The 24,380-nt window shown below is 74.1% G+C and carries 22 protein-coding genes; 13 read left to right on the forward strand and 9 right to left on the reverse strand.

What is annotated here, in order from left to right; all coding sequences use genetic code 11:
• Positions 1–45 precede the first annotated feature (45 nt).
• Together ACRB68_RS32770 and ACRB68_RS32775 are read left to right on the forward strand one after the other, a co-directional pair.
• Positions 46–978 (forward strand): DUF6301 family protein, encoded by a 933-nt coding sequence (locus ACRB68_RS32770; RefSeq protein ID WP_153539555.1) that lies wholly within the window; start codon positions 46–48, stop codon positions 976–978.
• Positions 975–1,697: a TY-Chap domain-containing protein gene (locus tag ACRB68_RS32775; RefSeq protein WP_153539557.1), complete on the forward strand. Its 723-nt coding sequence runs from the start codon at positions 975–977 to the stop codon at positions 1,695–1,697. Before ACRB68_RS32770 ends, ACRB68_RS32775 begins: the two co-directional genes overlap by 4 nt.
• Before the next feature lie 17 nt (positions 1,698–1,714).
• On the opposite strand, the gene ACRB68_RS32780 is transcribed toward ACRB68_RS32775, so the two are convergent.
• Positions 1,715–2,056: a hypothetical protein gene (locus tag ACRB68_RS32780; protein WP_153539559.1), complete on the reverse strand. Its 342-nt coding sequence runs from the start codon at positions 2,054–2,056 to the stop codon at positions 1,715–1,717.
• A 143-nt stretch (positions 2,057–2,199) separates the two neighbouring features.
• On the opposite strand from ACRB68_RS32780, the gene ACRB68_RS32785 reads away from it, so the two are divergent.
• From ACRB68_RS32785 to ACRB68_RS32795, 3 genes are read left to right on the forward strand one after another with little or no spacing between them, the layout of a single operon-like run.
• On the forward strand, positions 2,200–2,625 hold the full coding sequence (locus ACRB68_RS32785; RefSeq protein ID WP_194293551.1) for a hypothetical protein: 426 nt from the start codon (positions 2,200–2,202) through the stop codon (positions 2,623–2,625).
• Between the two features lie 7 nt (positions 2,626–2,632).
• Positions 2,633–3,505 carry an AAA family ATPase gene (locus tag ACRB68_RS32790; protein WP_153539561.1) on the forward strand — a complete coding sequence of 291 codons (873 nt, stop codon included), beginning with the start codon at positions 2,633–2,635 and terminating at the stop codon, positions 3,503–3,505.
• A gap of 2 nt (positions 3,506–3,507) precedes the next feature.
• Positions 3,508–4,899 (forward strand): vWA domain-containing protein, encoded by a 1,392-nt coding sequence (locus ACRB68_RS32795; RefSeq protein ID WP_153539563.1) that lies wholly within the window; start codon positions 3,508–3,510, stop codon positions 4,897–4,899.
• Here the strand turns inward: ACRB68_RS32795 and ACRB68_RS32800 are convergent.
• On the reverse strand, positions 4,896–6,275 hold the full coding sequence (locus ACRB68_RS32800) for an MFS transporter (RefSeq protein ID WP_153539565.1): 1,380 nt from the start codon (positions 6,273–6,275) through the stop codon (positions 4,896–4,898). The two genes, ACRB68_RS32795 and ACRB68_RS32800, sit on opposite strands and share 4 nt — an antisense overlap.
• An 83-nt stretch (positions 6,276–6,358) precedes the next feature.
• Between ACRB68_RS32800 and ACRB68_RS32805 the strand changes: the two genes are divergently transcribed.
• Both ACRB68_RS32805 and ACRB68_RS32810 read left to right on the forward strand, forming a co-directional pair.
• A complete protein-coding gene (locus ACRB68_RS32805) occupies positions 6,359–6,856 on the forward strand; it encodes a winged helix-turn-helix transcriptional regulator (protein ID WP_153539568.1) in 498 nt (165 codons plus the stop codon).
• 70 nt (positions 6,857–6,926) lie between these two features.
• Positions 6,927–8,531 carry an adenylate/guanylate cyclase domain-containing protein gene (locus ACRB68_RS32810; protein WP_153539570.1) on the forward strand — a complete coding sequence of 535 codons (1,605 nt, stop codon included), beginning with the start codon at positions 6,927–6,929 and terminating at the stop codon, positions 8,529–8,531.
• Here the strand turns inward: ACRB68_RS32810 and ACRB68_RS32815 are convergent.
• The gene (locus ACRB68_RS32815) at positions 8,528–9,271 is read right to left on the reverse strand and encodes a hypothetical protein (protein ID WP_153539571.1); all 744 of its coding nucleotides are present in this window, start codon (positions 9,269–9,271) and stop codon (positions 8,528–8,530) included. The two genes, ACRB68_RS32810 and ACRB68_RS32815, sit on opposite strands and share 4 nt — an antisense overlap.
• A 35-nt stretch (positions 9,272–9,306) precedes the next feature.
• Positions 9,307–10,221: a zinc-binding dehydrogenase gene (locus ACRB68_RS32820; RefSeq protein ID WP_328595076.1), complete on the reverse strand. Its 915-nt coding sequence runs from the start codon at positions 10,219–10,221 to the stop codon at positions 9,307–9,309.
• Positions 10,222–10,313: 92 nt separating this feature from the next.
• Between ACRB68_RS32820 and ACRB68_RS32825 the strand changes: the two genes are divergently transcribed.
• Entirely contained in the window at positions 10,314–10,910 is a 597-nt protein-coding gene (locus ACRB68_RS32825) for a TetR/AcrR family transcriptional regulator (RefSeq protein ID WP_153539573.1), read from the forward strand.
• A 6-nt stretch (positions 10,911–10,916) separates the two neighbouring features.
• Here ACRB68_RS32825 and ACRB68_RS32830 read toward each other — a convergent pair whose 3' ends face one another.
• Complete coding sequence (locus tag ACRB68_RS32830; RefSeq protein WP_235960702.1) at positions 10,917–11,549, reverse strand: MBL fold metallo-hydrolase; 633 nt, start codon at positions 11,547–11,549, stop codon at positions 10,917–10,919.
• Positions 11,546–12,631 carry an S-(hydroxymethyl)mycothiol dehydrogenase gene (locus tag ACRB68_RS32835; RefSeq protein ID WP_153539577.1) on the reverse strand — a complete coding sequence of 362 codons (1,086 nt, stop codon included), beginning with the start codon at positions 12,629–12,631 and terminating at the stop codon, positions 11,546–11,548. The genes ACRB68_RS32830 and ACRB68_RS32835 overlap by 4 nt, the downstream gene beginning before the upstream one ends.
• Positions 12,632–12,798: 167 nt before the next feature.
• Between ACRB68_RS32835 and ACRB68_RS32840 the strand changes: the two genes are divergently transcribed.
• Positions 12,799–16,125, forward strand: coding sequence for an NACHT N-terminal Helical domain 1-containing protein (locus ACRB68_RS32840; protein ID WP_328595238.1), 3,327 nt, complete (start codon positions 12,799–12,801; stop codon positions 16,123–16,125).
• A gap of 57 nt (positions 16,126–16,182) precedes the next feature.
• Here the strand turns inward: ACRB68_RS32840 and ACRB68_RS32845 are convergent, their stop codons facing one another.
• Entirely contained in the window at positions 16,183–16,836 is a 654-nt protein-coding gene (locus tag ACRB68_RS32845) for a hypothetical protein (RefSeq protein WP_153539581.1), read from the reverse strand.
• 169 nt (positions 16,837–17,005) lie between these two features.
• On the opposite strand from ACRB68_RS32845, the gene ACRB68_RS32850 reads away from it, so the two are divergent.
• Positions 17,006–18,223 carry an alpha/beta hydrolase family protein gene (locus ACRB68_RS32850; RefSeq protein ID WP_207709916.1) on the forward strand — a complete coding sequence of 406 codons (1,218 nt, stop codon included), beginning with the start codon at positions 17,006–17,008 and terminating at the stop codon, positions 18,221–18,223.
• Here the strand turns inward: ACRB68_RS32850 and ACRB68_RS32855 are convergent.
• Positions 18,201–18,740, reverse strand: a complete 540-nt coding sequence (locus ACRB68_RS32855) for an ATP-binding protein (RefSeq protein WP_328595077.1) — start codon at positions 18,738–18,740, stop codon at positions 18,201–18,203. The two genes, ACRB68_RS32850 and ACRB68_RS32855, sit on opposite strands and share 23 nt — an antisense overlap.
• A gap of 215 nt (positions 18,741–18,955) precedes the next feature.
• Here ACRB68_RS32855 and ACRB68_RS40360 point away from each other — a divergent pair, with 215 nt between their 5' ends.
• Positions 18,956–19,105, forward strand: coding sequence for a GPGG-motif small membrane protein (locus ACRB68_RS40360; protein ID WP_194293552.1), 150 nt, complete (start codon positions 18,956–18,958; stop codon positions 19,103–19,105).
• Between the two features lie 83 nt (positions 19,106–19,188).
• Here ACRB68_RS40360 and ACRB68_RS32860 read toward each other — a convergent pair whose 3' ends face one another.
• A complete protein-coding gene (locus ACRB68_RS32860) occupies positions 19,189–19,854 on the reverse strand; it encodes an MBL fold metallo-hydrolase (protein ID WP_153539583.1) in 666 nt (221 codons plus the stop codon).
• A gap of 181 nt (positions 19,855–20,035) precedes the next feature.
• Here ACRB68_RS32860 and ACRB68_RS32865 point away from each other — a divergent pair, with 181 nt between their 5' ends.
• Complete coding sequence (locus ACRB68_RS32865) at positions 20,036–20,524, forward strand: hypothetical protein (protein ID WP_153539585.1); 489 nt, start codon at positions 20,036–20,038, stop codon at positions 20,522–20,524.
• 6 nt (positions 20,525–20,530) lie between these two features.
• Complete coding sequence (locus tag ACRB68_RS32870; protein WP_153539587.1) at positions 20,531–24,319, forward strand: tetratricopeptide repeat protein; 3,789 nt, start codon at positions 20,531–20,533, stop codon at positions 24,317–24,319.
• Positions 24,320–24,380: the final 61 nt, after the last annotated feature.

Below are 24,380 nucleotides of genomic sequence, written 5' to 3' on the forward strand. Positions count from 1 at the left end.
GGACACGCCGGGACGCCCGCGCGGCGTGATCACTAGGCTGGCGGCATGGCCGAACGACGAGAGCTCTCCGACGCCGCGATCACCGAGCTGATGTCCCGCCTGGCGTCCCTGGAGCGGCCCTGGACCGCGGAGCGGGTCGCCGCCCACCTGGGCTGGACGGTCCTGTCCCAAAGCGGCACCGGGGCCACGTTCGACTGCGGCCTCGGCGACGCGAGCGGCTGCCCCGGGTTCGCCGACCTGGCCGAGGACGGCACCGCGTCCCGCGTCGTGGCGCGGGTGTCGGTCGCCGACCCGCCGAACACCGCCGACCCCGACGGGACCCGCGACGCCTTCGCCCGGCTCACCGCGCTCGCCACCGGCGTGCTCGGCGAGCCCGCCGAACGGATCCATCAGGGGATCGCGCAGGTGCGGTGGCACATCGGCGACACCACGATCCGGGCCATCCGCTCGGCACGCTCGGTGAACGCCGACCTCATGGCGACCGCCGAACTCGCCGAACGTCCGCCGCGCGTGCGCACCGCCACCGAGATCGCCGGCCTGATCGGCGCGGTCCGGGCGCTCGGCCTGGACTGGGGAGAGGACGAGGCGGACCTGCTGGCCGCCCGCCTGGCCTGGAAGAAGGAGGACACCTACGCCGGCCACGCCTCCTTCGACAGCGGCCTCGGCATGCTCACCGGCGGCCTGCAGTTCAAGGACGGCCGCCTGGTGCGCATGACCATGCACGCCTGCACCTGGGCCGGGGACGAGGGCAGGCTCAGCCGGGCGTTCGTCCAGGACGCCTTCGCGCACTCGGTGCACGCGGTGGGCGTGGCGCTCGGCCCGCCGACCCGGCGCGTCCACGGGGAGGACCCCGAGGTGCGCTGGCGCGGCGAGACGATGACCGTCATGGTCCGGCGCGCCCCACGGCACACGTCCCTGGTGTTCGCGACCAACGCTTATGTGGACCGGCTCGACTGGCTGGAGGAGAACGGACCGTGAGCGCGCAGACCTGGGACGATTTCGCCGCGGCGCTCGCCGGCGAGCTGGCCGCGCTGACGGCGGGGGAGACCCTGCTGGCCGGTGGCGTCCGTTGCGACCAGCGGTCCGACCGGCTGACCGTCGACACCGGCGACCGGCGCGTGGAGACGCCCTGGCCCCTGACGACGGCCCGCTACCGCGAGCTGGCGGACCTCGCCGTGACGGCGCTGCGGGGGGAGGACCCGGCGACGCTGGGAATCCGGGTCCTGCACGAGGAACTCCGCCCGGAGGGCGGCGGCGACTCCATGGCGGCGCTGCACTGGGAGGCGTTCGCGCAGGCCCTCGCGGAGGAGTTCGCGGACCTGCCGCACGGTGCGCTGGTGGTCATCTCCGAGCGGGTCGGCAACCGCTTCGCCCAGTTCGCCCAGGAGGACGACCGCCTCTACGCCGAGGTGACCGCGGCGTGCTTCATGCCGGAGGAGCAGCGGACCTCACCGGAGGGCGAGCGCGCCATCGAGGAGGCGGGCTGGCGCTCCAGGGAGGGGGACAACTGGTGGGTCGAGCTGCCCTGGCCCGGCTCGTCGCAGACCTACCGGGAGCTGGCGGGCATGGTCACCGGGGTGCTCGGCGGCGTCTTCGGCATCGCCGGCCCGGACGCGCTGCACTACCGGGCGTGGAACGAGCGCGACGGCAACGACGAGTTCGAGCTGCCCCGCCTGCGCCTGCCCTGGCAGCCGTGATGCCGGCGTGGCCGCCGTCAGCGCGCGGGCCGGTACATGTAGGCGACGTTCACCGCGACGATCGCGGCCCACGCCACCACCAGCCCGAACCCGCCCACCTGGACCGCGGCGATGGCGCTCAGCGGGATCGCCGCGAGCAGGGACGCGAGGGCCATCACCAGGCTGAGGTCGCGCCCGCCCTGGGGGCGTGCGGCGGGGGCCGGGCGCTTCGGCGCGGGGGCGCCCGCGCGGGCCGGCATGGTCTCCTGGAGGCGGTCCACGACCGAGTCCAGGAACGCGTCGTCGTAGTCGGGGCCGAGCTCGCGGCGGGCGGCGAGCGCCGCGGCCAGGTCTTCGCGCGACAGGCGTGGCATCGTCATGGTCCGTTTATAGACACGGTGCGTGATCGTCCGCGTCCCCCGGCGGAGCGAATCGCCCGCTACCTCGCAAGGATGAGGTCCGGCCGGATACGGTACCGATCGGTAAACCGCCGCATTCCCTTCCTTTCCTTCCGGAGGTCCACGTGAGCAAGCGGGCCCGCCCGACCGTCCCCCTCGTCTGCGCCGCCCTCGCCGCCGCGCTCACGCTCACCGCCTGCGGCGGCGGTGAGAAGAAGAAGGAGGACGCCGCGCCCGCCGGGCCGCCGACCACCATGGCGCCGATGCCGAAGGTGCAGCCCGCCCAGGTCAAGGCGCTCGTCGGCCGCTGGGTCGGGGTGAACAAGGACTACTTCGAGTTCCAGCGCGACGGCGCCGGCGTGTGGATGAAGGACAAGCAGCAGCTGTGGAAGGGGCAGGCCATCCCCGACGGCACGGACAAGTACCGTTTCTCCTGGGAGGGCGGCGACCCGCAGGCCGCCTCCTACTGGGGCGTCAAGGTCACCGACAACGGCGCCAAGCTGGTGTTCGCCGGCACCAACCAGTCCTACACCAAGAGCAAGGCCAAGTGATCGCCCGATGACGCCCGAACCGCTGTTCGCCTCGCCCGCCGACGTCGCCGAGCGGCTCGCGGCGGGCGGCTACCTGACCGACGAGTCGATCGCCACCACCGTCTTCCTGGCGCAGGCGCTCGGCAAGCCGCTGCTGGTGGAGGGCCCGGCCGGGGTCGGCAAGACCGAGCTGGCCAAGGCCGTCGCGGCCGCCACCGGCGCCGAGCTGATCCGGCTGCAGTGCTACGAGGGCCTGGACGAGGCCCGCGCGCTGTACGAGTTCAACTACAAGAAGCAGCTGCTGGCGATCCAGGCCGCGTCGGGCGACCGGAGCTGGCAGGAGACCCACGAGGACATCTTCGGCGAGGAGTTCCTGCTGGAGCGGCCGCTGCTCGCGGCGATCCGGCGCGCCGACCCGACCGTGCTGCTCATCGACGAGGCCGACAAGGCCGACGTCGAGGTGGAGGGCATGCTGCTGGAGGTCCTGTCGGACTTCCAGGTGACCATTCCCGAGCTCGGCACGGTCCGCGCGGTCCGCCGCCCGTTCGTGCTGATCACCTCCAACGCGGCGCGGGAGCTGTCGGAGGCGCTGAAGCGCCGCTGCCTGTACCTGCACCTGGACTACCCGGCGGCCGACCGCGAGCGCGACATCGTGCTGGCGCAGGTGCCCGGCATCGAGGCCGCGCTGGTCGAGCAGCTGGTCCGCACGGTCGGCGCGCTGCGCGACCTGGAGATCAAGAAGGCGCCGTCGATCGCCGAGACGATCGACTGGGCCCGCACCCTGCTCGCCCTCGGCCTGGACGAGCTGGACGAGGCGGCCGTCGCGCGCACCCTCGGCGTCGTCCTCAAGCACGTCTCCGACCAGCAGCGCGCGGCCCGGGAACTCGGGCTGAAGGGCTGACGATGGGCTCGCTGGTCGACCGGCACACCGGCTTCGTCGCGGCGCTGCGCGAGGCCGGGCTGCCGGTGTCGCTCGCCGAGGGCCTGGACGCGGTGCGCGCCATGCAGGTGATCGACCTGGTGCAGCGCGAGTCGCTGCGCGCCGCCTACGCCGCGACGCTGGTGAAGCGGCCGGCGCACCGGGCCACCTTCGACACCCTGTTCGACCTGTGGTTCCCGGCGGCGCTCGGGGACGGCGCCGCGCACGTCCCGGACCGTCCCGCGCGCTCCTACGACGAGGAGGGCAAGGCCGTCCCGGCGCCGCTGGACCCGCGGGTGCAGGCCCGCCGCGCCGAGCTGTCGGACCTGCTGCTGAGCGGGGACGAGGCGGCGCTGCGGCAGTTCGCGCGCGACGCCGTCGCCGCCTACGGGCAGACACCCGGCCAGCAGTCGTGGTTCTCCTCGGGCGTGCTGCGCGCGATGTCGCCCGAGACGCTGATGGCGGGCCTGCTGAACGCCGTCCTGAACGGGCAGGAGCGCGGCGGGATGGCCGAGCAGGTCGCCCGCCGCACCTTCCGCGACCGCATCACCCGGTTCGAGGACATGGTCGGCGCCGAGGTGCGGCGGCGCATCGCCGAGGACACCGGGGTGGAGCGCACCGCGCGGCTGGCGGTCCGCCCGCCGCTGGAGCGGCTGGACTTCAGCCGCGCGGGCCGCGCCGACATGGCGGCGCTGCGCCGCGAGGTGTACCCGCTGGCGCGGCGCCTGGCGACCCGGCTGACGCAGAAGCAGCGGGCCGGCAAGCGGGGCCGGCTGGACTTCCGCCGCACCGTGCGCGCGTCGCTCGGCAGCGGCGGCGTGCCGCTCACCACCTACCATCGGCCGCGCCGCCCGCACCGGCCCGAGCTGGTGATCCTGTGCGACGCCAGCGACTCGGTGACCGCGTTCGCGCACTTCACGCTGCTGCTGACGTTCGCGCTGCGCGAGCAGTTCAGCAAGGTGCGGGCGTTCGCGTTCATCGACGCCACCGACGAGATCACCGAGTACTTCGCGCCCGGCGTGGACGTGGCCGACGCGATGACCCGGATCGCCCGCGAGGCCGACCTGGTGTGGATCACCGGCCGGTCCAACTACGGCAACGCGATCAAGGTGTTCGAGGACCGGTACGGCGACGCGGTCGGGCCGAGGTCGTCCCTGCTGATCCTCGGGGACGCCCGCTCCAACTACGGCGAGCTGTCCCTGCCGATCCTGCGCGCGATGGCGGGCCGGGCGCGGCACTCCTACTGGCTGAACCCCGAGCCGCGCGCCCAGTGGGACACCGGCGACTCGGCGGCGTCGCGCTACGGCGAGATCGTGCCGATGTACGAGTGCCGCAACCTGACCCAGCTCACCGCGTTCATCGAGGAGCTGGCCTAGCGGCCGTCCAGCACGGCGGCCAGGAGCGCGCCGAGGGCGCAGACCACGGCCGACGCCAGCATCGCCGCGTTGGTGCCGTGCAGGACCGCCGTCGTGGAGGTGCCGCCGGAGGACGCGATGGCGATCGCGCCGGCGACGCCGAGGGACGCGCCGATGTAGCGGGCGGTGTTGTTGGCGCCCGACCCCATGCTCGCGCGCTCGGGCGGGACGCTCTCCACCGCGACGCGGGCGAGCATCGCGTTGCCGAGGCCGCTGCCGATCCCGGCGACGACCAGGCCGGGCAGCAGCCGCCACCAGTGCGTGCCGGGCGCGAGCCCGAGCAGGGCCAGTTCGCCGGCGGCGTTCACCAGCAGCGCGACGGCGAGCAGCCGGCCCGCGGCGAACCGGGTGGGCAGCCGCCGCGCCTGCAGCGCGACCAGGAACGACAGGCCCGACCAGACCGCGAACAGCAGCGCGGCGGTGAGGGGCGTCATGCCGAGCGCCACGTCGAGCACGGTGACCAGGTAGCTCATCACGCCGATGATGCCGAGGCCGGTGACCAGCGCGCCGGTGACCGACAGCAGGAACGCCGGCCGCCGGAACAGCCCCGGTTCCAGCATCGGGGCCCGGCGCCGCGCCTCGACCAGCGGGAACGCGGCGAGCAGCACGGCGGCGATCGCGAGGGAGACCAGCACCGCCGGGCGCGTCCAGCCGGTGCGGCCGAGGGTGACGGCGGTGAGCAGCGCGGTGACGCCGCCGGCCATGGTGAGCGTGCCGGGCAGGTCCAGGCCGCGCCGGACGGCGGCGCGCGACTCGGGCAGCGCGCGGGCGGACGCGGCGGTCAGCGCGAGCGAGGCTGCGGCCGTCGCCCAGTACCACAGGCGCCAGTCGGCTACGGCGAACGCGGCCGAGGCGATCGGGCCGAGCGCGATGCCGAGCCCGAGCATCGCGCCCCACACGCCGGTGGCGCGGACCCGCTCGGCGCCGGTGTAGGCGGTGCCGAGGATGCCGAGGCCGGTCGCCAGCAGCGCGGCGCTCGCGGCGCCCTGCACGATCCGCCCGGCGACGAAGACGCCCGCGCCCGGCGCGACGGCGCAGGCGGCGCTGGAGGCCGCGAGCAGGAGGCCGCCGAGCAGGAACACCCGCCGCCGGCCGTGGTCGTCGGCGAGGCTGCCGACCGCCAGCAGCGCCGCGGCGAGGCCGAGGCTGATCGAGCTCATCAGCCAGATCCGCGCGGTGGCGCCGGCGTGCAGGCTCGCGGCGGTGTCGGCCAGCACGGCCATCGGCGCGGTGTAGTTCATCAGGGCGATCAGGGTCGCCGCGCCGGTGAGGCCGAGCACGGCGCCCGCGGGCCCGGGGCCGGACCGGGTGGCGCGGGGGGTCGCCAGGGTGGTCATGCGCGCTCCTTGGTTCGGTGAACGAACCGACGGTAACACGATCGAGTTCGGTGAACGAACCATGGCGGGGGTAATCTGGCGGCATGGCACTCGGCAAGGACTACCGCGGGCTGGACTGCTCCCTGTCGCGCTCCCTGGAGGTGGTGGGGGAGCGCTGGACGCTGCTGATCGTCCGCGACGCCTGCTACGGCGTGCGCCGCTTCAGCGACTTCCAGGCGCACCTGGAGATCCCGCGCGCGGTCCTGTCGGCGCGGCTGACGGCGCTGGTGGACGCGGGCGTCCTTGCCAAGGAGGGCCACGAGTACGCCGTCACCGAGGTCGGCCGGCAGCTCTGGCCGGTGATCCACCTGCTGCTGCGCTGGGGCGCCGACAACTTCGCCGCCGGGCCGTGCCGGGTGTTCCGCCACGTCGGCTGCGGAGAGGAGATCGGCCCGGACGGCGGCTGCGCGGCCTGCGGCAGGGACGTCTCGCTGGAGGAGCTGGAGATCCATCCCGGGCCCGGCCTGGACCCCCGCCGCGACGATCCGGTCAGCCGGGCGCTGCGCGAGCCGCACCGGATGCTGGAGCCGATCCGTCCCTGACCGGGCAGAACATCCCGTTAAGGGGTGTGATGTACGGAACATTAAGGGTGACCGGATAATCTCCTGCGTCATGGAGACCGAGCAGGCGGAGCCGGAGCGCGCCCGGGCGCGCAGCCCCTTCGGCTTGCTGTGGCGGCTGATCGACGGACCGCCGGACGAGCCGCGCGCCCGCGTCGCCGCCCGCTCCCGGCTGCTGGTGATCTTCGCCGCGGCGCTGGCCAACCTCGGCGGCGCCCTGGTCGTGCTGCTGTTCACCCTGGTCATCCCGAGCCCCGAGGGCGAGGTCCCCGGCCGGCTGCGCGTCATCAACGTGTGGCTGTTCGGCACCTACGTCGTGCTCGCGGTGCCGGTCGGGCTGATGCTCGGCGAGCGCTTCTTCCGCCGCGTCCGCCGGCTCGCCGAGCAGCACCCCGAGCCCGGCCGCCGCGAACGCTCCCTGCTGCTGTACGCCCCGCTGCGGCTGATGGCGGTGCACCTCACGCTGTGGGGCGTCGGCACCGTCCTGTGGGTGATCATCAACGCGCCGTTCTCGGTGCTGCTGGCCGTCAAGCTCGGCCTGACCAGCCTGCTCGGCGGCCTCACCACCTGCACCATCGTCTACCTGCTCACCGAGCGGCTGCTGCGCCGCGCGGTCACCAGCGCGCTGAGCGCCGGCGTGCCGCGGCGCACCGGCCTGCCCGGTGTGGTCGCCCGGTCGGTGCTGGCCTGGAGCCTCGGCACCGCCGTCCCGCTGCTCGGGCTGCTCGTGCTCGCGGTCGGCTCGTTCACCATCGCCAAGGTCTCGCTGCGCGACTTCGCCGTCGCGGTGATCGTGCTCGGCGGCACCGCGCTGACCGTCGGCCTCGGCGTCACCTACGGCGCCGCGCGCGCGATCGCCGACCCGGTCGAGTCCGTGCGCCTCGGCCTGGCCCGGATCGAGCGCGGCGACCTGGACGTGCAGGTGCCGGTCTACGACGCCAGCGAGATCGGGCTGCTGCAGGCCGGGTTCAACCACATGGCCGCCGGGCTGCGCGAGCACGCCCGGCTGCAGGACCTGTTCGGCCGCCAGGTCGGCGAGGACGTCGCGCGGGACGCGCTGGAGCGCGGCATCGACCTCGGCGGCGAGCTGCGCGAGGTCGCGGTGATCTTCGTGGACCTGATCGGCTCCACCCGGCTGGCCGCCGACCGGCCGCCGACCGAGGTGGTCAAGCTGCTCAACGACTTCTTCGCGGTGGTCGTTCAGGTGATCGGCAAGCACGGCGGCTGGATCAACAAGTTCGAGGGCGACGCCGCCCTGGCGATCTTCGGGGCGCCGCTGGCGCTGGACGGCGCCCCCGGCCGGGCCCTCGCCGCCGCCCGCGAGCTGGCGGTCCGGCTGCGCGCCGAGGTGCCCGCGCTGCGCGCCGCGGTCGGCGTCTCGGCGGGCGAGGCGGTCGCCGGGCACATCGGCGCCGAGGAGCGCTTCGAGTACACCGTGATCGGCGACCCGGTGAACGAGGCCGCCCGCCTCACCGACCTGGCCAAGACCACCGAGGAGCGGGTGCTCGCGGCCGGCGCGGTCGTCGCCGTGGCCCCGCCCGAGGAGGCCGACCGCTGGTGGCTCGGCGAGGAGGTCACGCTGCGCGGCCGCACCCAGGCCACCCGGCTCGCCTCGCCGCGCCGCGCGGACCGCGAGCCGCAGGCCGCCGAGCGCTAGGCGGCGCCGAGCGTGGCGCCGCGCAGCGTGGTGTAGAACCTCTTGAACCCCGGGCCGGTCTCCTCGCCGATGTAGACGTCGGCGTGGTGCTCGCCCCCGTAGCCAGGGCGGAACAGGTCGGTGACCGTCCAGGAGGCGTTGCGGAACGCCGCGCACACCTTCGCCTCGACCGGTTCGCCGCTCTCGGTGCGGCCGCAGCCGGTGACGGCGAACCGCTGGCCGCGCTTCAGCACGTCCTTGTCGGCGGCGGCCGTGCTCCACGGGTGCAGCGGCTTGGCGGTGGAGTCGCGGGTGGTGTCGTCCAGCCACCAGCCGACGCTGTGCGACCAGTTCAGGTAGCGGCCCTTGTTCGGGCCGGCGGTGATCCGGCCGCTGCCCTCGATCTGGATGATCTTCAGGAAGTCCGCCGGGTAGGAGCCGAGCGGGGTGCGGCCGCGGGTGCAGTGCAGCTGCGGGCAGCCGCGCACCGCCGTCGGCTTCCCGCCGTGGAACGACTGGACGGCGGTGTAGTAGGTGGTGATCCGCCAGCCGCCGGGCCTGCCGAGCGGCCGGACCGGGCGGGTCTGCGGCCGGGGCTGCGCGGACGGCGGCGGGGGAGTGGTGGCGGGCACCACGTCGGCGGCGGGCGCGGTCGGCGGCGGCACGTTCAACGCGCCCCTGGACGTTCCGGACGCCGTGCCGCAGCCCGTCAGGGCCACGCACAGCGCCACGGCGACGGCCTGCGGTCCCCTGGGCCGCATCGCACCCCCTCGATCACCGGACGGTCCAGGGGACACTATGGCGCACCGGCGCCGCCCGTCATGTCCTCGCCCCGGATGTCACCGAAGGGTGCGATGTCCATCACCGCCTTGCCGGGCCCGCGCGCCTCGGCGACCCGCTCCCAGGGGCCCCGCCAGCCGATGCCGGGGTCGAGCTCCCCGGCGGCCAGCAGCCCGGCCAGGAAGGCCAGGTCGGGGCCGGTGCGGTCGGCGTCGCCGAACGAGCTGAGCGTCCGGGCGGCGCCGAGCGCGAACGTCGCGTACGGCGCCAGGACGGCGGGCTCCCCGCTGACCCAGCCGATGCTCTGCAGGCTGCCGCCGGGCGCGAGCAGGTCCCAGGCGGCGGTGAGCTGCGGGCCGCCGACGGTGTCCAGCACCAGGTCCACCGGCCGGTCGACGCCCGCCGGGCCGGTCACGACCTCGTCCGCGCCGAGCAGCGCACCGCGCCCGGGGTCGCGCACCGAGGCGATCACGTGCGCCCCGGCGCGCCGGGCGAGCTGCACCGCGAGCCGCCCGACGCCGCCGGTCGCGCCGGTGACCAGCACGCGCCGGCCGAGCAGCGGGCCGCCCGCCCGCAGCGTGCGCAGCGCGGTGACGCCGGCCAGCGGCAGCGCCGCCGCCTCCGCCGGGTCCACCCCGTCCGGCAGTTCGGCGAGGTCGGTGGTGGCGACCGCGATCCGCTGCGCCCAGGCGCCGGGCGCGAAGGCCAGCACGCGGGTCCCGGCGGGCGGCCCGCTGCCGTCCGCCGCCGCGCGCACGACGACGCCCGCCGCGTCGCAGCCGAGGACGGTGCCCGGCGGGCGGACGCCGGCGCGCAGGTCGCCGTGGTTGACCGAGGTGTGGCGCACCTCGACCAGCGCCTGGTGGGGCAGCGGGTCGGGGAGCGCGATCGGCTGCAGCGACATTCCCTCGACGATGGCCAGCACGTGCACGGCGGTCTCCTCCGATTAAGCGGACCGACGGTCCGCATCTCTGCGCGGTAATATACGGACCGTCAGTCCGATTTGTCGACAGGAGATCCGCGATGGCCGAGCGCGCCGACGCCGCCCGCAACCGGCGCGCGATCCTGCGGGCCGCCGAGGAGCTGCTGGAGGCGCACGGCTTCGAGCACGTCTCGCTCGACAAGGTCGCGGCGGCGGCCGGGGTGGGCAAGGGGACCGTCTTCCGCCGCTTCGGCAGCCGGACCGGGCTCCTCACGGCGCTGCTGGAAGAGCGGGCGGCCCGGATCGCCGACGGGATCGAGGGCGCGGCCGCGCCGCTCGGCGCCGCCGCCCCGCCCGGTGAGCGGCTGACGGCCTTCCTGGCGGCGCTCGCCGACCTCGCCGCGCACAACGTCGCCCTGCTCGCGGCGCACGAGCGGGCGTGCGCGGAGGACAAGCACGCCGACCCGACCTACCGGCGCTGGCACGAGCACGTGACGCGGCTGCTCACCGAGGCCCGGCCCGGCCTGGACGCCGACTTCACCGCCCACACCCTGCTCGGGATGTTCGACGCCGAACTGGTGCGGCACGTCGTCGCGGACGGGGGAGCGGCACGCCTCGGCGCGTCGGTGCGGAGCGTCGCCGAGGCGGTGCTGAACGGCGAGGCGGCGACCCCGGAACCGGGATCGCCGCCTGATTAGCCCGGCTCAGTGGCCGCGCGCGATCCATTCCTGCAGGTGCGGGGCCTCGGCGCCGATCGTGGTGGAGTCACCGTGGCCGGTCCGCACGACGGTCTCCGGCGGCAGCGTGAGCAGCCGCTCCCGGATCGAATCGATGATCGTCGGGAAGTCGGAGTAGGAACGGCCGGTCGCACCCGGGCCGCCCTGGAACAGGGTGTCGCCGGAGAAGACGGTGCCGAGGCCCGGCGCGTACAGGCAGACCGCGCCGGGGCTGTGGCCCGGGGTGTGCAGGACGGTCAGGTCCGTGCCCGCGACCGTGATGACCTGGCCGTCGGCCAGCGCGCCGTCGGGGTCGGTGCCGGGGTGCTTCTGCTTCCAGAGCATCAGGTCGTCCGGGTGCAGCAGGACCGGCGCGCCGGTCGCGGCGGCGAGGGCCGGCGCGGCGTCCACGTGGTCGTCGTGGCCGTGCGTGGACACGATCGCGACCAGCCGGCGGCCGCCGAGGGCCGCCTCGATGGCGGCGGCGTCGTGCGCGGCGTCGATGACGACCGCCTCGGTGTCGTCGCCGACGATCCAGACGTTGTTGTCGACCTCCCAGGTGCCGCCGTCGAGGGAGAACGTGCCGGAGGTGACGAGGTGGTCGACGCGGGCGGCCATCAGAGGATCACCACCGAGCGCAGCACGTCGCCGTGGTGCATCTTCGCGAACGCCGCCTCGACGTCGTCCAGCCCGATCGTCTCGGACACGAACGCCTCCAGGTCCAGCCGCCCCTGCAGGTACAGGTCGATGAGCATCGGGAAGTCGCGCGAGGGCAGGCAGTCGCCGTACCAGGACGACTTCAGCGACCCGCCGCGTCCGAACACGTCCAGCAGCGGCAGCTCCAGCCTCATCTCCGGCGTCGGGACGCCGACCAGCACGACCGTCCCGGCCAGGTCGCGGGCGTAGAACGCCTGCCGGTAGGTCTCGGGGACGCCGACCGCGTCGATGACCACGTCGGCGCCGAACCCGCCGGTCAGCTCCTGCACGGCCGCCACCACGTCGGTGCCCGTGCCGTTGATGGTGTGGGTGGCGCCGAGGCCGGTGGCGGTGGCGAGCTTGCGGTCGTCCAGGTCCACCGCGATGATCTTCGCCGCGCCGGCCAGCCGGGCGCCGAGCACGGCCGCCGCGCCGACGCCGCCGCAGCCGATCACCGCCACGCTGTCGCCGCGGGTGACGCCGCCGGTGTTGATCGCCGCGCCCAGGCCGGCCATCACCCCGCAGCCGAGCAGCCCGGCGACCTCGGGCTTGGCGGCCGCGTCGACCTTGGTGCACTGCCCGGCGGCGACCAGGGTCTTGTCGGCGAACGCGCCGATGCCGAGCGCGGGCGACAGCTCGGTGCCGTCCTCCAGCGTCATCTTCTGCGTCGCGTTGTGGGTGTCGAAGCAGTACCAGGGACGGCCACGCGTGCAGGCACGGCACTGCCCGCACACCGCCCGCCAGTTCAGGATCACGAAGTCGCCCGGCGCGACCTCGGTGACGCCCTCGCCGACCGACTCGACGATGCCGGCGGCCTCGTGGCCGAGCAGGAACGGGAAGTCGTCGTTGATCCCGCCCTCGCGGTAGTGCAGGTCGGTGTGGCAGACGCCGCACGCCTGCACGTCCACCACCGCCTCGCCCGGACCGGGGTCGGGAACGTTGATCGTCTCGATCCGGACCGGCTCGCCCCGGCCCGGGGCGATGACTCCGCGTACCTGCTGCGCCATGGGTCGCCCTTCGTCGCTCGTCCTTGATCCGACCCTATAGAAAGGGGCGCTGACGTGCCGACCTTGCCGCCGGGAGGCCCGCGCTGACCGCTTCCGGCGAATCCCGCCGCCTGATCGCCCCGCTCGGGATACTGGTCTTTTCGGGGCGAACCGGGGAGTGCGCGTTGGTGGTCGAGTCCGTGGCGCTGACCGTCGGCAAGATCGTGGGCATCCGGGCCGGGGGGCTCTGGCTCGCGGGACGGCGGGACAAGGGCGACCGGGACAAGGACCTGGTCGAGCTGATCCAGCTGCGGTTCCCGGACCGGATCCACCGCCGCCGGGCCGAGCGCCAGCTCGACGAGATCGCGGACTCCGTCGCCGAACGCGTCATCACGCTGTGCGGCCACGAGTTCGGCGGCCTGGGGGAGAACGACAAGGCGGCGGTCCTGGTGGACGTCGCGGACGTGCTGAAGGCGGCGGACCTGTCCGATGAGGCGCTGTTCGCCGCCGACGCCGTCCCGGCCCTGCTCGCCCGCCGCGTCCTGGAGGCCGACGGCCGGGACCGGCACGGTCAGCTCGGTGAGGCGGGCGCCCGGCTGTTCGAGGTGGTGCTCGAGGAGTGCTGCGAGTGCCTGGTCCAGATCGTCCGGCAGCTCCCGCAGTTCGGCCCGCGCGCCTCGGCGGAGATCCTGACCCGGCTGACCGGCCTCGCCGACGAGGTCGCCGGGATGCTCGCCCGCCTCCCGGCCCGCACCCTGGACGCCCCGCAGGGCACCGCCGACGACGAGGAGTTCGGTCGCCGCTACCTGCGGCACGTCAGCGAGACACTCGACACCATCGAGCTGTTCGGCGTCCGGATCGAGCGCTACCGGCCGCGCACCACGCTGAGCGTCGCCTACATCAACCTCAGCGTGTCCACCGAGACCGAGGAGCGGAAAGAGGCGTTCGCGGCCTGGCGGAGCGGCGAACGCGAGCCCGAGCAGAGCACCGTGCGGGTGGAGACGGCGCTCGGCCGCAACCGGCTTCTGCTCATCCGCGGCGAGGCCGGCGCGGGCAAGAGCACGCTGCTGCGCTGGCTGGCCGTCAGCGCCGTGCGCGGCGCCTACACCGGCGACCTGGCCGAATGGAACGGCTGCACGCCCTTTCTGATCAAGCTGCGCAGCCACGCGGGCCGTCCGCTGCCTGCTCCAGAGCGGTTCCTGGACGGCGTCGCCGACCCGATCGCCGGGCTCATGCCACCCGGCTGGGTGCACCGGCGGCTCGCGACGGGGCGGGCCGTGCTGCTGATCGACGGGATCGACGAGCTGCCTGCCGGGCAGCGGCAGTCGGTCCGGACATGGCTGCGGGGGCTGTTGTCGGCCTATCCGGAGATCCGCGTGGTCGTCACCAGCCGCCCGGCAGCGGCCAGTGGGCGCTGGCTGGCCGACGAGGGGTTCGCGACGGCGTTCCTGGAGCGGATGGGGCCGGCGGACATCAAGGCGCTGATCTCGCACTGGCATGAGGCCATGCGTGATCATCCTGATCTGCCGTGTGCGGCAGAGAAGCTTCCTGGCTATGAAGCCGCGTTGCTCTCCCGTTTGGAGGCCGCGCCGCACCTGCGCGTCCTCGCGGGCAGCCCGCTGCTGGCGGCGATGCTGTGCGCCCTCAACCTGGACCGGGCGACGCAGTTGCCGCGCGACAGGATGGGAATCTATGCGGCAGCCCTGGAACTGCTGTTGGAGCGCCGGGACGCCGAGCGCGACATTCCCAGCTCCCTCGAAGTGCCATTGGAACGCGAGCAGAAGATCCAGATCTTGCAGGACCTGGCTTGGCGGACCTCCACTACCGGGCGCACCGAGCTGCCGAAGAACGTGGCGCTGCGGCGGGTCGAGGAGCGGCTGAAGTCGATGCCGCGCGTGACGGCTCCGGCCGAGCAGGTGCTGGAGCACCTGCTTCAGCGGAGCGGCGTGTTGCGTGAGCCGGTGCCAGGCCGGATCGACTTCGTGCACCGCACCGTCCAGGAGTACCTGACCGCCAAGCAGGCCGCCGAGGACGGCGACCTGGAACCGCTCATCGAGAACGCCCATCGTGACCAGTGGCGGGAGACGGTCGTGATGGCGGCGGGCCACGCCAACGCGCCGCTCCGGCGCGAGCTGATCGCCGGGCTGCTGCACCGCGCCGCCGCCGAGCCCCGGCGGGCCCGCACGCTCAAGCTGCTGCTGGCTGCCTGCCTGGAGACGCTGCCGACCATCCCGCCGGAGCTGGCCGCCGAGGTCGATGCGTGCGTGGACAGCCTCATCCCGCCGCGTGATCTCGCCTCGGCCCGGTCGCTGGCGTCAGCGGGGGAGACGGTGCTGGCGCGGCTGCCGCGCAGCCTAGAGGGTCTCAGCGTGGCAGCAGCGCGCGCGACAGTGCGCACGGCGTGGCTGGTCAACGGTCCTGCCGCGCTTGCCCTTTTGGAGGGCTACGCCTCGGATTCACGTCCCGAAGTTCAGGAAGAGCTCATCGAGGGCTGGGCGTACTCCGATCCGGAGGAGTACGCGCGGCGTGTGCTCTCTGATGCTCCGCTCGTGCATGGGCGCGTCACACCCCCTTCCCGTGCGGTGCTTCCATATCTGCGCCTGCTCAATCGAATCGAGCGGCTGAAGTTGAGATATGTGGAGACTCCGGATACGGATTTCTTGTCTGGTGTTCGGCCGTTGACTCATCTGGATATCCTCGGTCGGAGGGGGAGTGTCAGTCCGAGTGGTTTGTTTGGGCATGCGAACAGTCTGAAGGAGCTCTATCTGTACACGGAGGAGATCGTCGGGGGGTACGATTTCCTGTATGGCCTCCCGCGCCTGGAAAAGCTATCCATAACAGGCCAGCAGTTCGCCGCCATCAACTTCATCGAAGGCTTGCCAAAGCTGATTCACCTGGTTCTCTCTTCGTTGGACATGGTCACTGACTATAGGCCTCTGGTCGGGCAGACTGCGCTTGTCAGTCTTTCTCTATTCGATTGCAAAAATCTCTTCTCGTTGGATGTGCTTCCGCCACTTGACCGCCTTGAGGCACTGTACCTGCCTTCAAGCAGGCTGGAGAGCGACGCAGAGTCCATCATGTCCGCCGCGCCGAACCTGAAGTCCCTCAATCTCATCGGCGCCGACTGGGGCGGGGGCTTGGCGGGATTCGCTGGAACCGGCCTGCTCAAGTTGCATATCGGGGACAATCCGAATATCCGGGATATCGCACCGCTGGCCATGTGTGAGCGGCTGGAAGAGTTGTCCGTCAACAACACGCAGGTAGAAGAACTCCCACGCTTCACTTCACCCCGGCTTCGATCGCTCGATCTGCGGGACTGTGAACGGATCACGGACCTGTCGCCGTTGGCCGATGTCCGGGGGATCCGAGAGTTGTACATCGGCGGTATCGCGGATGGTGTGGACCTCGCGCCGCTCGCCGCGAACGACAGACTGACCGTCTACATATCCCACGATCAGATCATTGAAAATGGCGAGGCGCTGGGCCGCAGGCTGCGGGTGTACGGCACCTCGTAATACGCCCGCCACATCGGCTGACCGGCGATCTGCTCAGGGGCGAGGTGTTCCAGGCCGTCAGGCTCTTGTCAGACCGGTGCTCCGGGCGATGGCGAGGGCGGCGGCCAAATCTGCGGTCGCGCGCAGTTCGGCCTTCAGCCGCTCAGCGTCCAAGGCCCCGAACAAGCGCGTGAGCGTCGCCTCGTCCACCGTGCGCGCACGGGCCGCCGCGAGCAGTCCGTCATAGGCCGCCCCCGCCTCCTCGGCATCGGAGGCGCATGCCAGCAACGCCGGTCGATAGTGCTCATGCGACCCGGGCGCGAGCGAGGACAGGCCGTCGTCGGTCAGGTCGTCCGGATACGGCGCACGCCCCCACGAGCCGTCCCACCAGTACAGCAGGCCGTACATCTCGGGTCCGCCGAAGGGAGAGTCGAGGTAGTCGGCGGGCAGCCAGTCCGGCGCGCCGGCCAGGAGGTCGATGGGCGGGTCCATGATCGTGTCGCTGTAGTCCTCGTCGATGCCGCACAGCAGCATGCGCCCGTGCGGCCAGCGGCTCAGCGTCCACCAGCCGTTCTGGTTGTCGCGTGAGCGAAGCCCGTGCTCGTCCGGCTCGGCTCCCTCCAGGTAATCGGAGCGCACCCCGGCGGAGAGGACGGCGAGCGCGGCGGCGTCGGCCCACAGCTCTTCGGCCGGGGGCAGGTCTTCGGGGCGTCCGGGGTTGTGCATGATCATGACCTCTCTCGGCGGCGGGCTTCGCGACCATGATCAGGCGTTGCCGGGGGCCGGCCGGTTCCCCTCCCTCTCGGGTAGCGGGTGTGACACCACCGTCCGGGTTGATGTGGTGTCGGTTCCCAGGTGGCCAGGCTGAGGGCGTTGTTCCGATCAAGGGGAAAGGTCCTCGATGTCCCGCCACCGCTTCACCGCCGCGCTCGTCGCGGCCTCCGCCGTCGCCGCGACGGCCGCCCCGGTCGCGGCGAGCACGCCGCCGGCGCGGGGCGAGCTGCTGTCCGCCCGGCATCTGCGCACGATGACGGCCGCGCAGGCGCGTGCCTGGCTCGCCTCGGACGGCTTCGACGCCCGGTCGGTCCGCTACGGCGTGGACACCTACCGGCTCGTCTACCGGACGGTCGACACCCGCGGGCGCGCCACCACCGCCAGCGGCCTGCTGGTGCTGCCCCGCAACGGCGACCATCGGCTGCGCACGGTCTCCTACACGCACGGCACGATGAGCTACAAGCCCGACGCGCCGTCGACCAGCAAGGACGTGTGGGGGCAGGGCTCGGCCGTCACCTATGGCGCGGCCGGGTTCGCGACCGTGGCGCCGGACTACCTGGGCCTCGGCGAGGGGCCCGGTGTGCATCCGTGGAAGGACGTTCCGTCCGAGACGACGGCCTCGGTCGACATGCTGCGCGCGGCCCGGCATTTCGTCCCCCGGAAGGGCCGGAGCCTGGACCGCCGGGTGCTCGTCACCGGCTTCTCGCAGGGCGCGTCGTCCGCGCTCGGCCTGGCGCGTGCGCTGCAGGGCGGCGCCGACCCCTGGTTCCGGCTGGGCGCGGTCGCCCCGATCAGCGGCGGTTACGACTTCCGCGGCGCCGAGCTGCCCGCCCTGCTGGCCGGCAAGCTGGACCCGAAACTGAGCGTCGCCTACACCTCCTACCTGCTGACCTCCTGGAACCGCATCCACGGCGGCCTTTATCGCACGCCGGGCGAGGTGTTCCGCAAGCCCTACGCCGGGCGCGTCGAGAAGTACTTCGACGGCACCACGCCCGGTCAGGTCATGCTGAAGGGGCTGCCCGGCAGCCTGGACAAGCTGCTCACCCGGCGCGGGTTCGCGCTGCTGCGCCACCCGTCCGGTACGTTCGCCGCGGCGCTGCGCACGGACGCGTCCGTCTGCGGCTGGACGCCGCGGGTCCCGGTCCGCCTCTACAAGATCGACAAGGACGAGCAGGCGGTCACCCTCAACACCGACCACTGCGCCGCCGACCTGCGCGGACGCGGTGTCCGGGTCCCGGTGATCGACGTCGGGGACACCCGTTACGGCGGCTCCCGCCACCTCGGCTCCAACGTGGCCGGCACCGCCCAGGTCGTGCGCTGGTTCAGCGGGCTCGGCCGAAGCTGATCTCCTGCAGCCGGTCGGCGGCGTCGCGGTCCAGGATCGTGACGCCGGCGGCCGCCCCGGTGTCGCCGCCGCGCGCCCGCGTCACCAGCGGGGTCCAGCGCCGCACGTGCCGGGCGAAGGTGGTGGCGGTGACGACCCGGCCCCGCGCGTGCTGGCCGCTGCGGGCGGTGCCCGGGGCGACGTCGATGAGGATCAGGTGCAGCTGCCCGCCGCGCCGCCGCACCAGCCAGCCGAAGCCGCGCAGGATGTGCGGCCAGGTGCCGCGGGTGTGCGCGACGACGCCGTGGCCGCCGTGCACCGCCCGGCCGATCCGCCACACGTGCGTCAGGTGCACCAGCGGGGTGCGCAGCCGGGGCGGCAGCGGCCGCAGGAACCGGGCCCACCAGTTGCGCGACTGGCGGGAGTCGATCACCCGGACGGCGCCGAGGGCCACCGGGGCCCGTTCCTGGCCGGTCAGGCCGTACAGGCGGTTCAGCAGATGGCTCTTGCCCGCGCCGGGCAGCCCGGCGATGAGCACGAGCGAGCCCGCGGGGTAGCGCAGGACCGTCCCCGCGTCGGTTCTTTCGGGTCCGTCGAGTTGGTGGATGTCAGTGCTCCCGGATCGGCTCCCTGGTGCCAGGGCCAACGAACACCGGGTGCCGCCGGTTCCGATTGCCGAACCGTGACCGCTTTGTGTCCTTCATTTCCAACGGTGAGTTGTTTGTTTGCTTTCTCTGCGGGGACCACCGCGGCATGGCAACCATTCTGTGGCTCATCGCCGTCGCACTGGTCATCGCGGGCATCTACGTCATCGTGGCGCGCCGCGACCTCCTCTGGGGGATCGTGCTGATCATCGTCGGGCTTCTCGTCGGCCCGGGCGGTGTCAGCATCTTCAACCCATGACCCGGTCCGCACCCGGACCCGGCGACCCGCGCACCGCTTCCCATGGTGCGCGGGTTCGGCCATGCCCGTAGGGGCGGCCTTTCTCACCAGCCGCGCTTGCGCCATTCGGGGAGCGAGGGGCGCTCGCGGCCGAGTGTGGAGTCCTTGCCGTGCCCGGGGTAGAACCAGGTCGCGTCGGGCAGCCGGTCGAAGACCCGCTCCTGCACGTCGGCCAGCAGCTGCGCGAACAGCGTCGGGTCGCCCCAGGTGTTGCCGACGCCGCCCGGGAACAGGCTGTCGCCGGTGAACAGGTGCGGCCGGTCGGCGAGCTCGCCGCCGGCGTCGTACAGCAGCGCGATCGAGCCGGGCGTGTGCCCGCGCAGATGAACGACCTCCAGTGACGCCCGCCCCACCCGGACGGTGTCGCCGTGCTCGACCGGGTGCGCCACCGGCAGCGGCAGCGCCCCCGCGTCGTGCGGATGCGCCGTCAGCGGCGCGCCGGTCGCCTCGGCGACCTCGGCCAGCGCCATCCAGTGGTCCTGGTGGCGGTGCGTGGTCACGATCCGGGTGAGCGGGCCGTCTCCGATCAGCTCCAGCAGGCGCGGCGCGTCGTTGGCCGCGTCGATGAGGAGCTGATCCCCGGTCGCCGTGCACCGCAGCAGGTAGGCGTTGTTGTCGTAGGGGCCGACCGACGCCTTGGCGATCGTCAGGCCGGGCAGTTCGCGGACGTCGGCCCGGCCGCCGGGCTCGACGTTTCCGGTGTAGCTCATGCGACCTCCCCATCGGTGGTCCGCCCATCCTTCCCCATCGGCCGGGCGGGCGCCGGATGCGTCATCAGACTCACTCCATCCGTGTCCTTTCTGACGGACGCGGCCGCCGCGCCGATCCACGATGAGAGCAGGCGGCGCAGCAGGGGCCGCCGGATCTGGCCGGAAGGACGGTGACGCCTTGGTGACAGCATTCCGCCCCGGACCGCGGGCGGACGACGGGCCCGGGGACCTGCTCGGGCACGCCTGCGCGCTGGTCCGGCTCTGCGCGCGGGACGCGATGATCGCCGCGACGCTGCTCGCGCTGGTGGTCGTCGGCGTGACCGCGCAGCTGGCCGCGGGCCGCACCGGCGTCCTCGCGCTGGTGTCGCTGACCGTCGTCGGCGCCGCGTTCAGCGTCGCGGCCTCGTGCGTGCTGCGCGCCCGCCGCACCCTGGTCACCGCGCTCGGCGCGGTCCGCGGCCGGACCGGCGCGCCGCTCGACCCGGGCGTCCCCTGGACCCCGTTCGCGCTCGGCACCGCCCTGGACAACGGCGTCCGCGACGTGGAGCTGCGGCGGCTGCTGGCCGCCGCGCACCGCTGCTGCGAGCTGTCCTGGCAGGCGGTGAACTGGGCGGTGATCACCAGCGGGCTGTGCCTGCTCTGGACGGCGCTCGCCGGATCGGCCGGGTGAGCGCCCGTGCGCGATGACCCGGTGCCCGACCTCGGCGCGCCCGCGGGCAGCTTCTGGTCGCTGCTCACCCCCGCCGGGCGGGAGGCGCTGCGCGCCATGGGCCGCCGCACCGACATCCCGCCCGGCGGCATGCTCTGCCACCAGGGCGTCACCCCCGCCGGCGTGCACGTGGTGTTCCGCGGCCGCGCCACCGGCAACGTGGTCGCCAAGGAGTTCGTGCTGTCCAGCGAGGGCGACGAGTCGATCATCGAGCTGTTCGGCGGCGGCGACCTGGTCGGCGGCCTGGCCCCCTGGGGGCATCCCCAGCGCGGGTCGGTCCAGGCGCTGGACCACCTGGTCGCGCTGCGCATCGACCGCCGCCAGTTCGGCGGGCTGCTGGCCGCCAGCCCGCAGGTCGCCGAGGCGATGATGTGCGCGTTCGCGAGCGCCGCCGAGCTCGCCGGGCGGCGCGCCGCGGTCGCCTCGGCCGAGCACCCGCAGCGCCTGGCCTACCACCTGCTGGAGCTGGCGCACCGGTTCGGCGAGCGGTCCGGCGACCAGGTGCGCGTCCCGATGCGCCTCAGCCAGGCCGAGCTGGCGAACTGGTCGGGGATCTCCCGCGAGACGCTGGTGCGCTGCTTCCGGCGGTGGCGGGCCCGCGGCGTCCTGGACCGCGCGGTGCGGCCGCTCACCGTCCTGGACACCGGGGGCCTGCGCCGCGCCGCCAGCCCGTGGGGCGAGGAGTGGCCGGACGGCTCCGCGGACGCCGCCCCGCCCGCGCCCCGCGCCGGCCTCGCCGCCCGGGCGCCGGTCCCGATCGACACCCCGGCCGCGCCGCTGCGGCGGCTGCCCGCCGACAAGCCGTTCTTCACCGGCCGCGCCGTCAGCCTCGGCAAGCTCGACATGGTGCTGGCGCAGGCCGCGCGGCCGCGCGGCGTCGTCATCCAGGGCATGCCCGGCGTCGGCAAGACCACCCTGGCGCTGCACTGGGCGCACCGGACCGCGGACCGCTTCCCCGACGGCGTCGTCTTCACCGACCTGCGCGGCGACGCGCGCGGCCCCGGCCCCGCCACCCCCGCCGAGGCGATGGGGCAGGTGCTGCGCGGGCTCGGCGTCCCCGGCGACCAGCTGCCGCGCGCCGAGGACGAGCTGGCCGCGCAGTGCCGGTCGCTGCTGGCCGGCCGCCGGATGCTGCTGATCCTGGACAACGCCGCCGACGCCGCGCAGATCCGGCCGCTGGTGGCGGCCGTCGACGCCGGGCTGGTGCTGGTGACCAGCCGGTGGCGGCTGCCGGCGCTGCCCGAGGGCGCCGACGTGCGCACCCTGGAGCTGCGCGAGATGGCGCCCGGCGAGGCCGTCGACCTCCTCGCCGCGGTGCTCGGCCCCGGCGACCGCCGGGTGCGCGACGAGCGCGACGCCGCCGTCCGGCTCGCGCAGGAGTGCGGGCTGCTGCCGCTCGCCCTCGCCGTCATGGCCGGGCGGCTCGCCGACGACCCCGGCGCGTCGATCGCGGGCACCGTCCGGGAGCTGGCCGGCCGCCCCACCTCCGGGTCGCCGGTCCTGCACGGCGTGCTCAGCCTGGCCTTCGACGTCGCCTACCGGGCGCTGCGCCGCGACCAGCGCGCGGCGTTCCGCCGGCTCGGCCTGATCGCCGGGCCCGACTTCACCCCGAGCGCGCTCGCCGCGCTCGCCGGCCTGCCGGGCGAGGAGGCCCGCGAGTGCCTGGACGGGCTGCGGCAGGCCTACCTGGTGCAGGGCGTCGGGCCCGGCCGCTACCGGATGCACGACCTGCTGCGCGAGTTCGCCCGCGAACGCTGCCTCGCCGAGGACCTGGACAGCGAGCGGCTCGCCGCGCAGCGCCGGCTGCTCGCCGGCTACCTGGCCGAGGCCCGCGCCGCCGGCGCCGAACTCGGCGGGCGCCGCCGCCCCACCCTGGAGGGGCGGCCGCCGGAGCAGGCCGCGCCGCCCGCCGCAGGGGCGCGGGCGGCCGCGGTCGCCTGGTTCGAGGCCGAGCGCCGCAACCTGGTCGCCGCGGTCCACCAGGCGGCCCGCCTCGGCCTGCACCGCACCTGCTGGGAGCTGGCCGACGCCCTGTTCGACTTCCAGGAGTTCCGCCGCTACGGCGACGACAACGTCGCCGTCCACCTGGCCGGGCTGCGCGCCGCCCGGGCCGAGGAGGACTGGTCCGCCGCCGCCGTCATGCTGCACGCCCTGGCGGTGCTGCACGTCCACCTCGGCCGCCCCCTGCAGGCCATCGGCTACGGCGAGGACGCCCGGCGCGGGTTCCGCTCGGTGCGCCCGCCCGATCGGTACGGCGAGGCCGTCACTCTCGCCACCCTCGCCGACGTGCACGTCGCCCTCAACCGCTACCCGACCGCGATCGAGCAGGCCCACCGCTCCCTGGAGCTGCACCGCGGGCTCGGCGACGCGGGCGGCGTCGCCCGCGGCCACGAGACCCTCGCCCGGGTGCACCTGGCCCTCGCCGACTACCCGCCGGCCGAGCGGCACGCCCGCCAGGCGCTGGACCTGCGCCGCGACACCGGCGACCAGCCCGGCATCGCCGAGTCCCTGCTGACCCTGGCCCAGGTGCAGCGCCGCCGCGGCGCCGTCGCCCAGGCCGCCCGGTACGGGCTGGAGGCGCTGGCGATCCGCCAGGAGCTCGCCGACCGCTACGGCACCGCCCGCGCCCTCACCGAGCTCGCCCGCATGCACGCCCTGCTCGGCATGCGCGACCTGGCCCAGCGCGACGCCGAGCAGGCGCTGCGCACCTACCGGATGATCGGCGCCCGGCACGGCGAGGCCCGCACCCTCACCACCCTCGGCCGGCTGATGAGCGACGCGGCCCGCTTCGCCGAGGCGTTCACCTACTGCGAGCAGGCGCTCGGCCTGCACCGCGACACCGGCGACCGGCACGGCGAGGCCGAGACGCTCGCCGAGATCGGCATCGCGCACTGGCGGCTCGGCCGGTACCGCGAGGCCCGCGAGCGCCTCGGCCGCGCCCTGGAGATCCGCCGCGAGATCGGCGACCAGCACGGCGAGGCGCACGACCTGGAGCACCTGTCGATGGTCATGCGCCGGCTGGAGCGCCACCAGGAGGCGTTCGTCCTCGGCCTGGAGGCGCTGGACCTGTGGCACCGGCTCGGCGCCAAGGCGGGCATGGCCGGCACCCTCGGCAGCCTGGCCCGCACCTACCTGCGGCTCGGCCTGCACGCCGAGGCCGAGCGCGCCGCCGGGCAGGCGCTGGCCATCCGCCAGGAGATCGGCGACTGGTACGGGCGCGGCATCGGCCTGGACACCTACGCGGCGGTGCTGCGCCGCAGCGGCCGCCCGGCCGAGGCGCTGCGGCTGGAACTGCAGGCGCTGCGGCTGCTCCGCGACGTCGGCGACCGGCACGGCGAGGGCACCGCCCTGGTCCACCTCGCCGACATCCACCTGGACCTGGACGACGCCGAGGCCGCGCTGCGGACCGGGCAGCGCGCCCTGGACCTGGCCGCCGAGCTCGGCGACACCCGCGAGCAGGCCATCGCCCGGCACGTCATGGGCCGCGCCTGCCAGCGCCTCGGCCGGCACGCCCCGGCCGCCGCGCAGTTCCTCGCCGAGATCGACGTCCGCCGCGACATGGGCGACCACCACGGCCAGCGCGCCGCACTGGAGCGGCTGCGCGAGTCGTGCCTGGCGGACGGCGACCACGACGCCGCCGCCGACTGCGCCCGCCGCGTCCACGCCCTCGACCGGTGGCTCGGCTCGGAGAACAGCGAACCGGATGAAGCGGACTCCGGTCCGGTGAGCGCGACGGAGGTGCCCGCCGGCCGGTGATCCGGTAGGACCAATGTGACGTCGTACGCAGTCCAGCGCCGTACTGCCGAGTTCACTCGAC

This window comes from Actinomadura macrotermitis (assembly GCF_009604375.1).
GTDB lineage: Bacteria > Actinomycetota > Actinomycetes > Streptosporangiales > Streptosporangiaceae > Spirillospora > Spirillospora macrotermitis.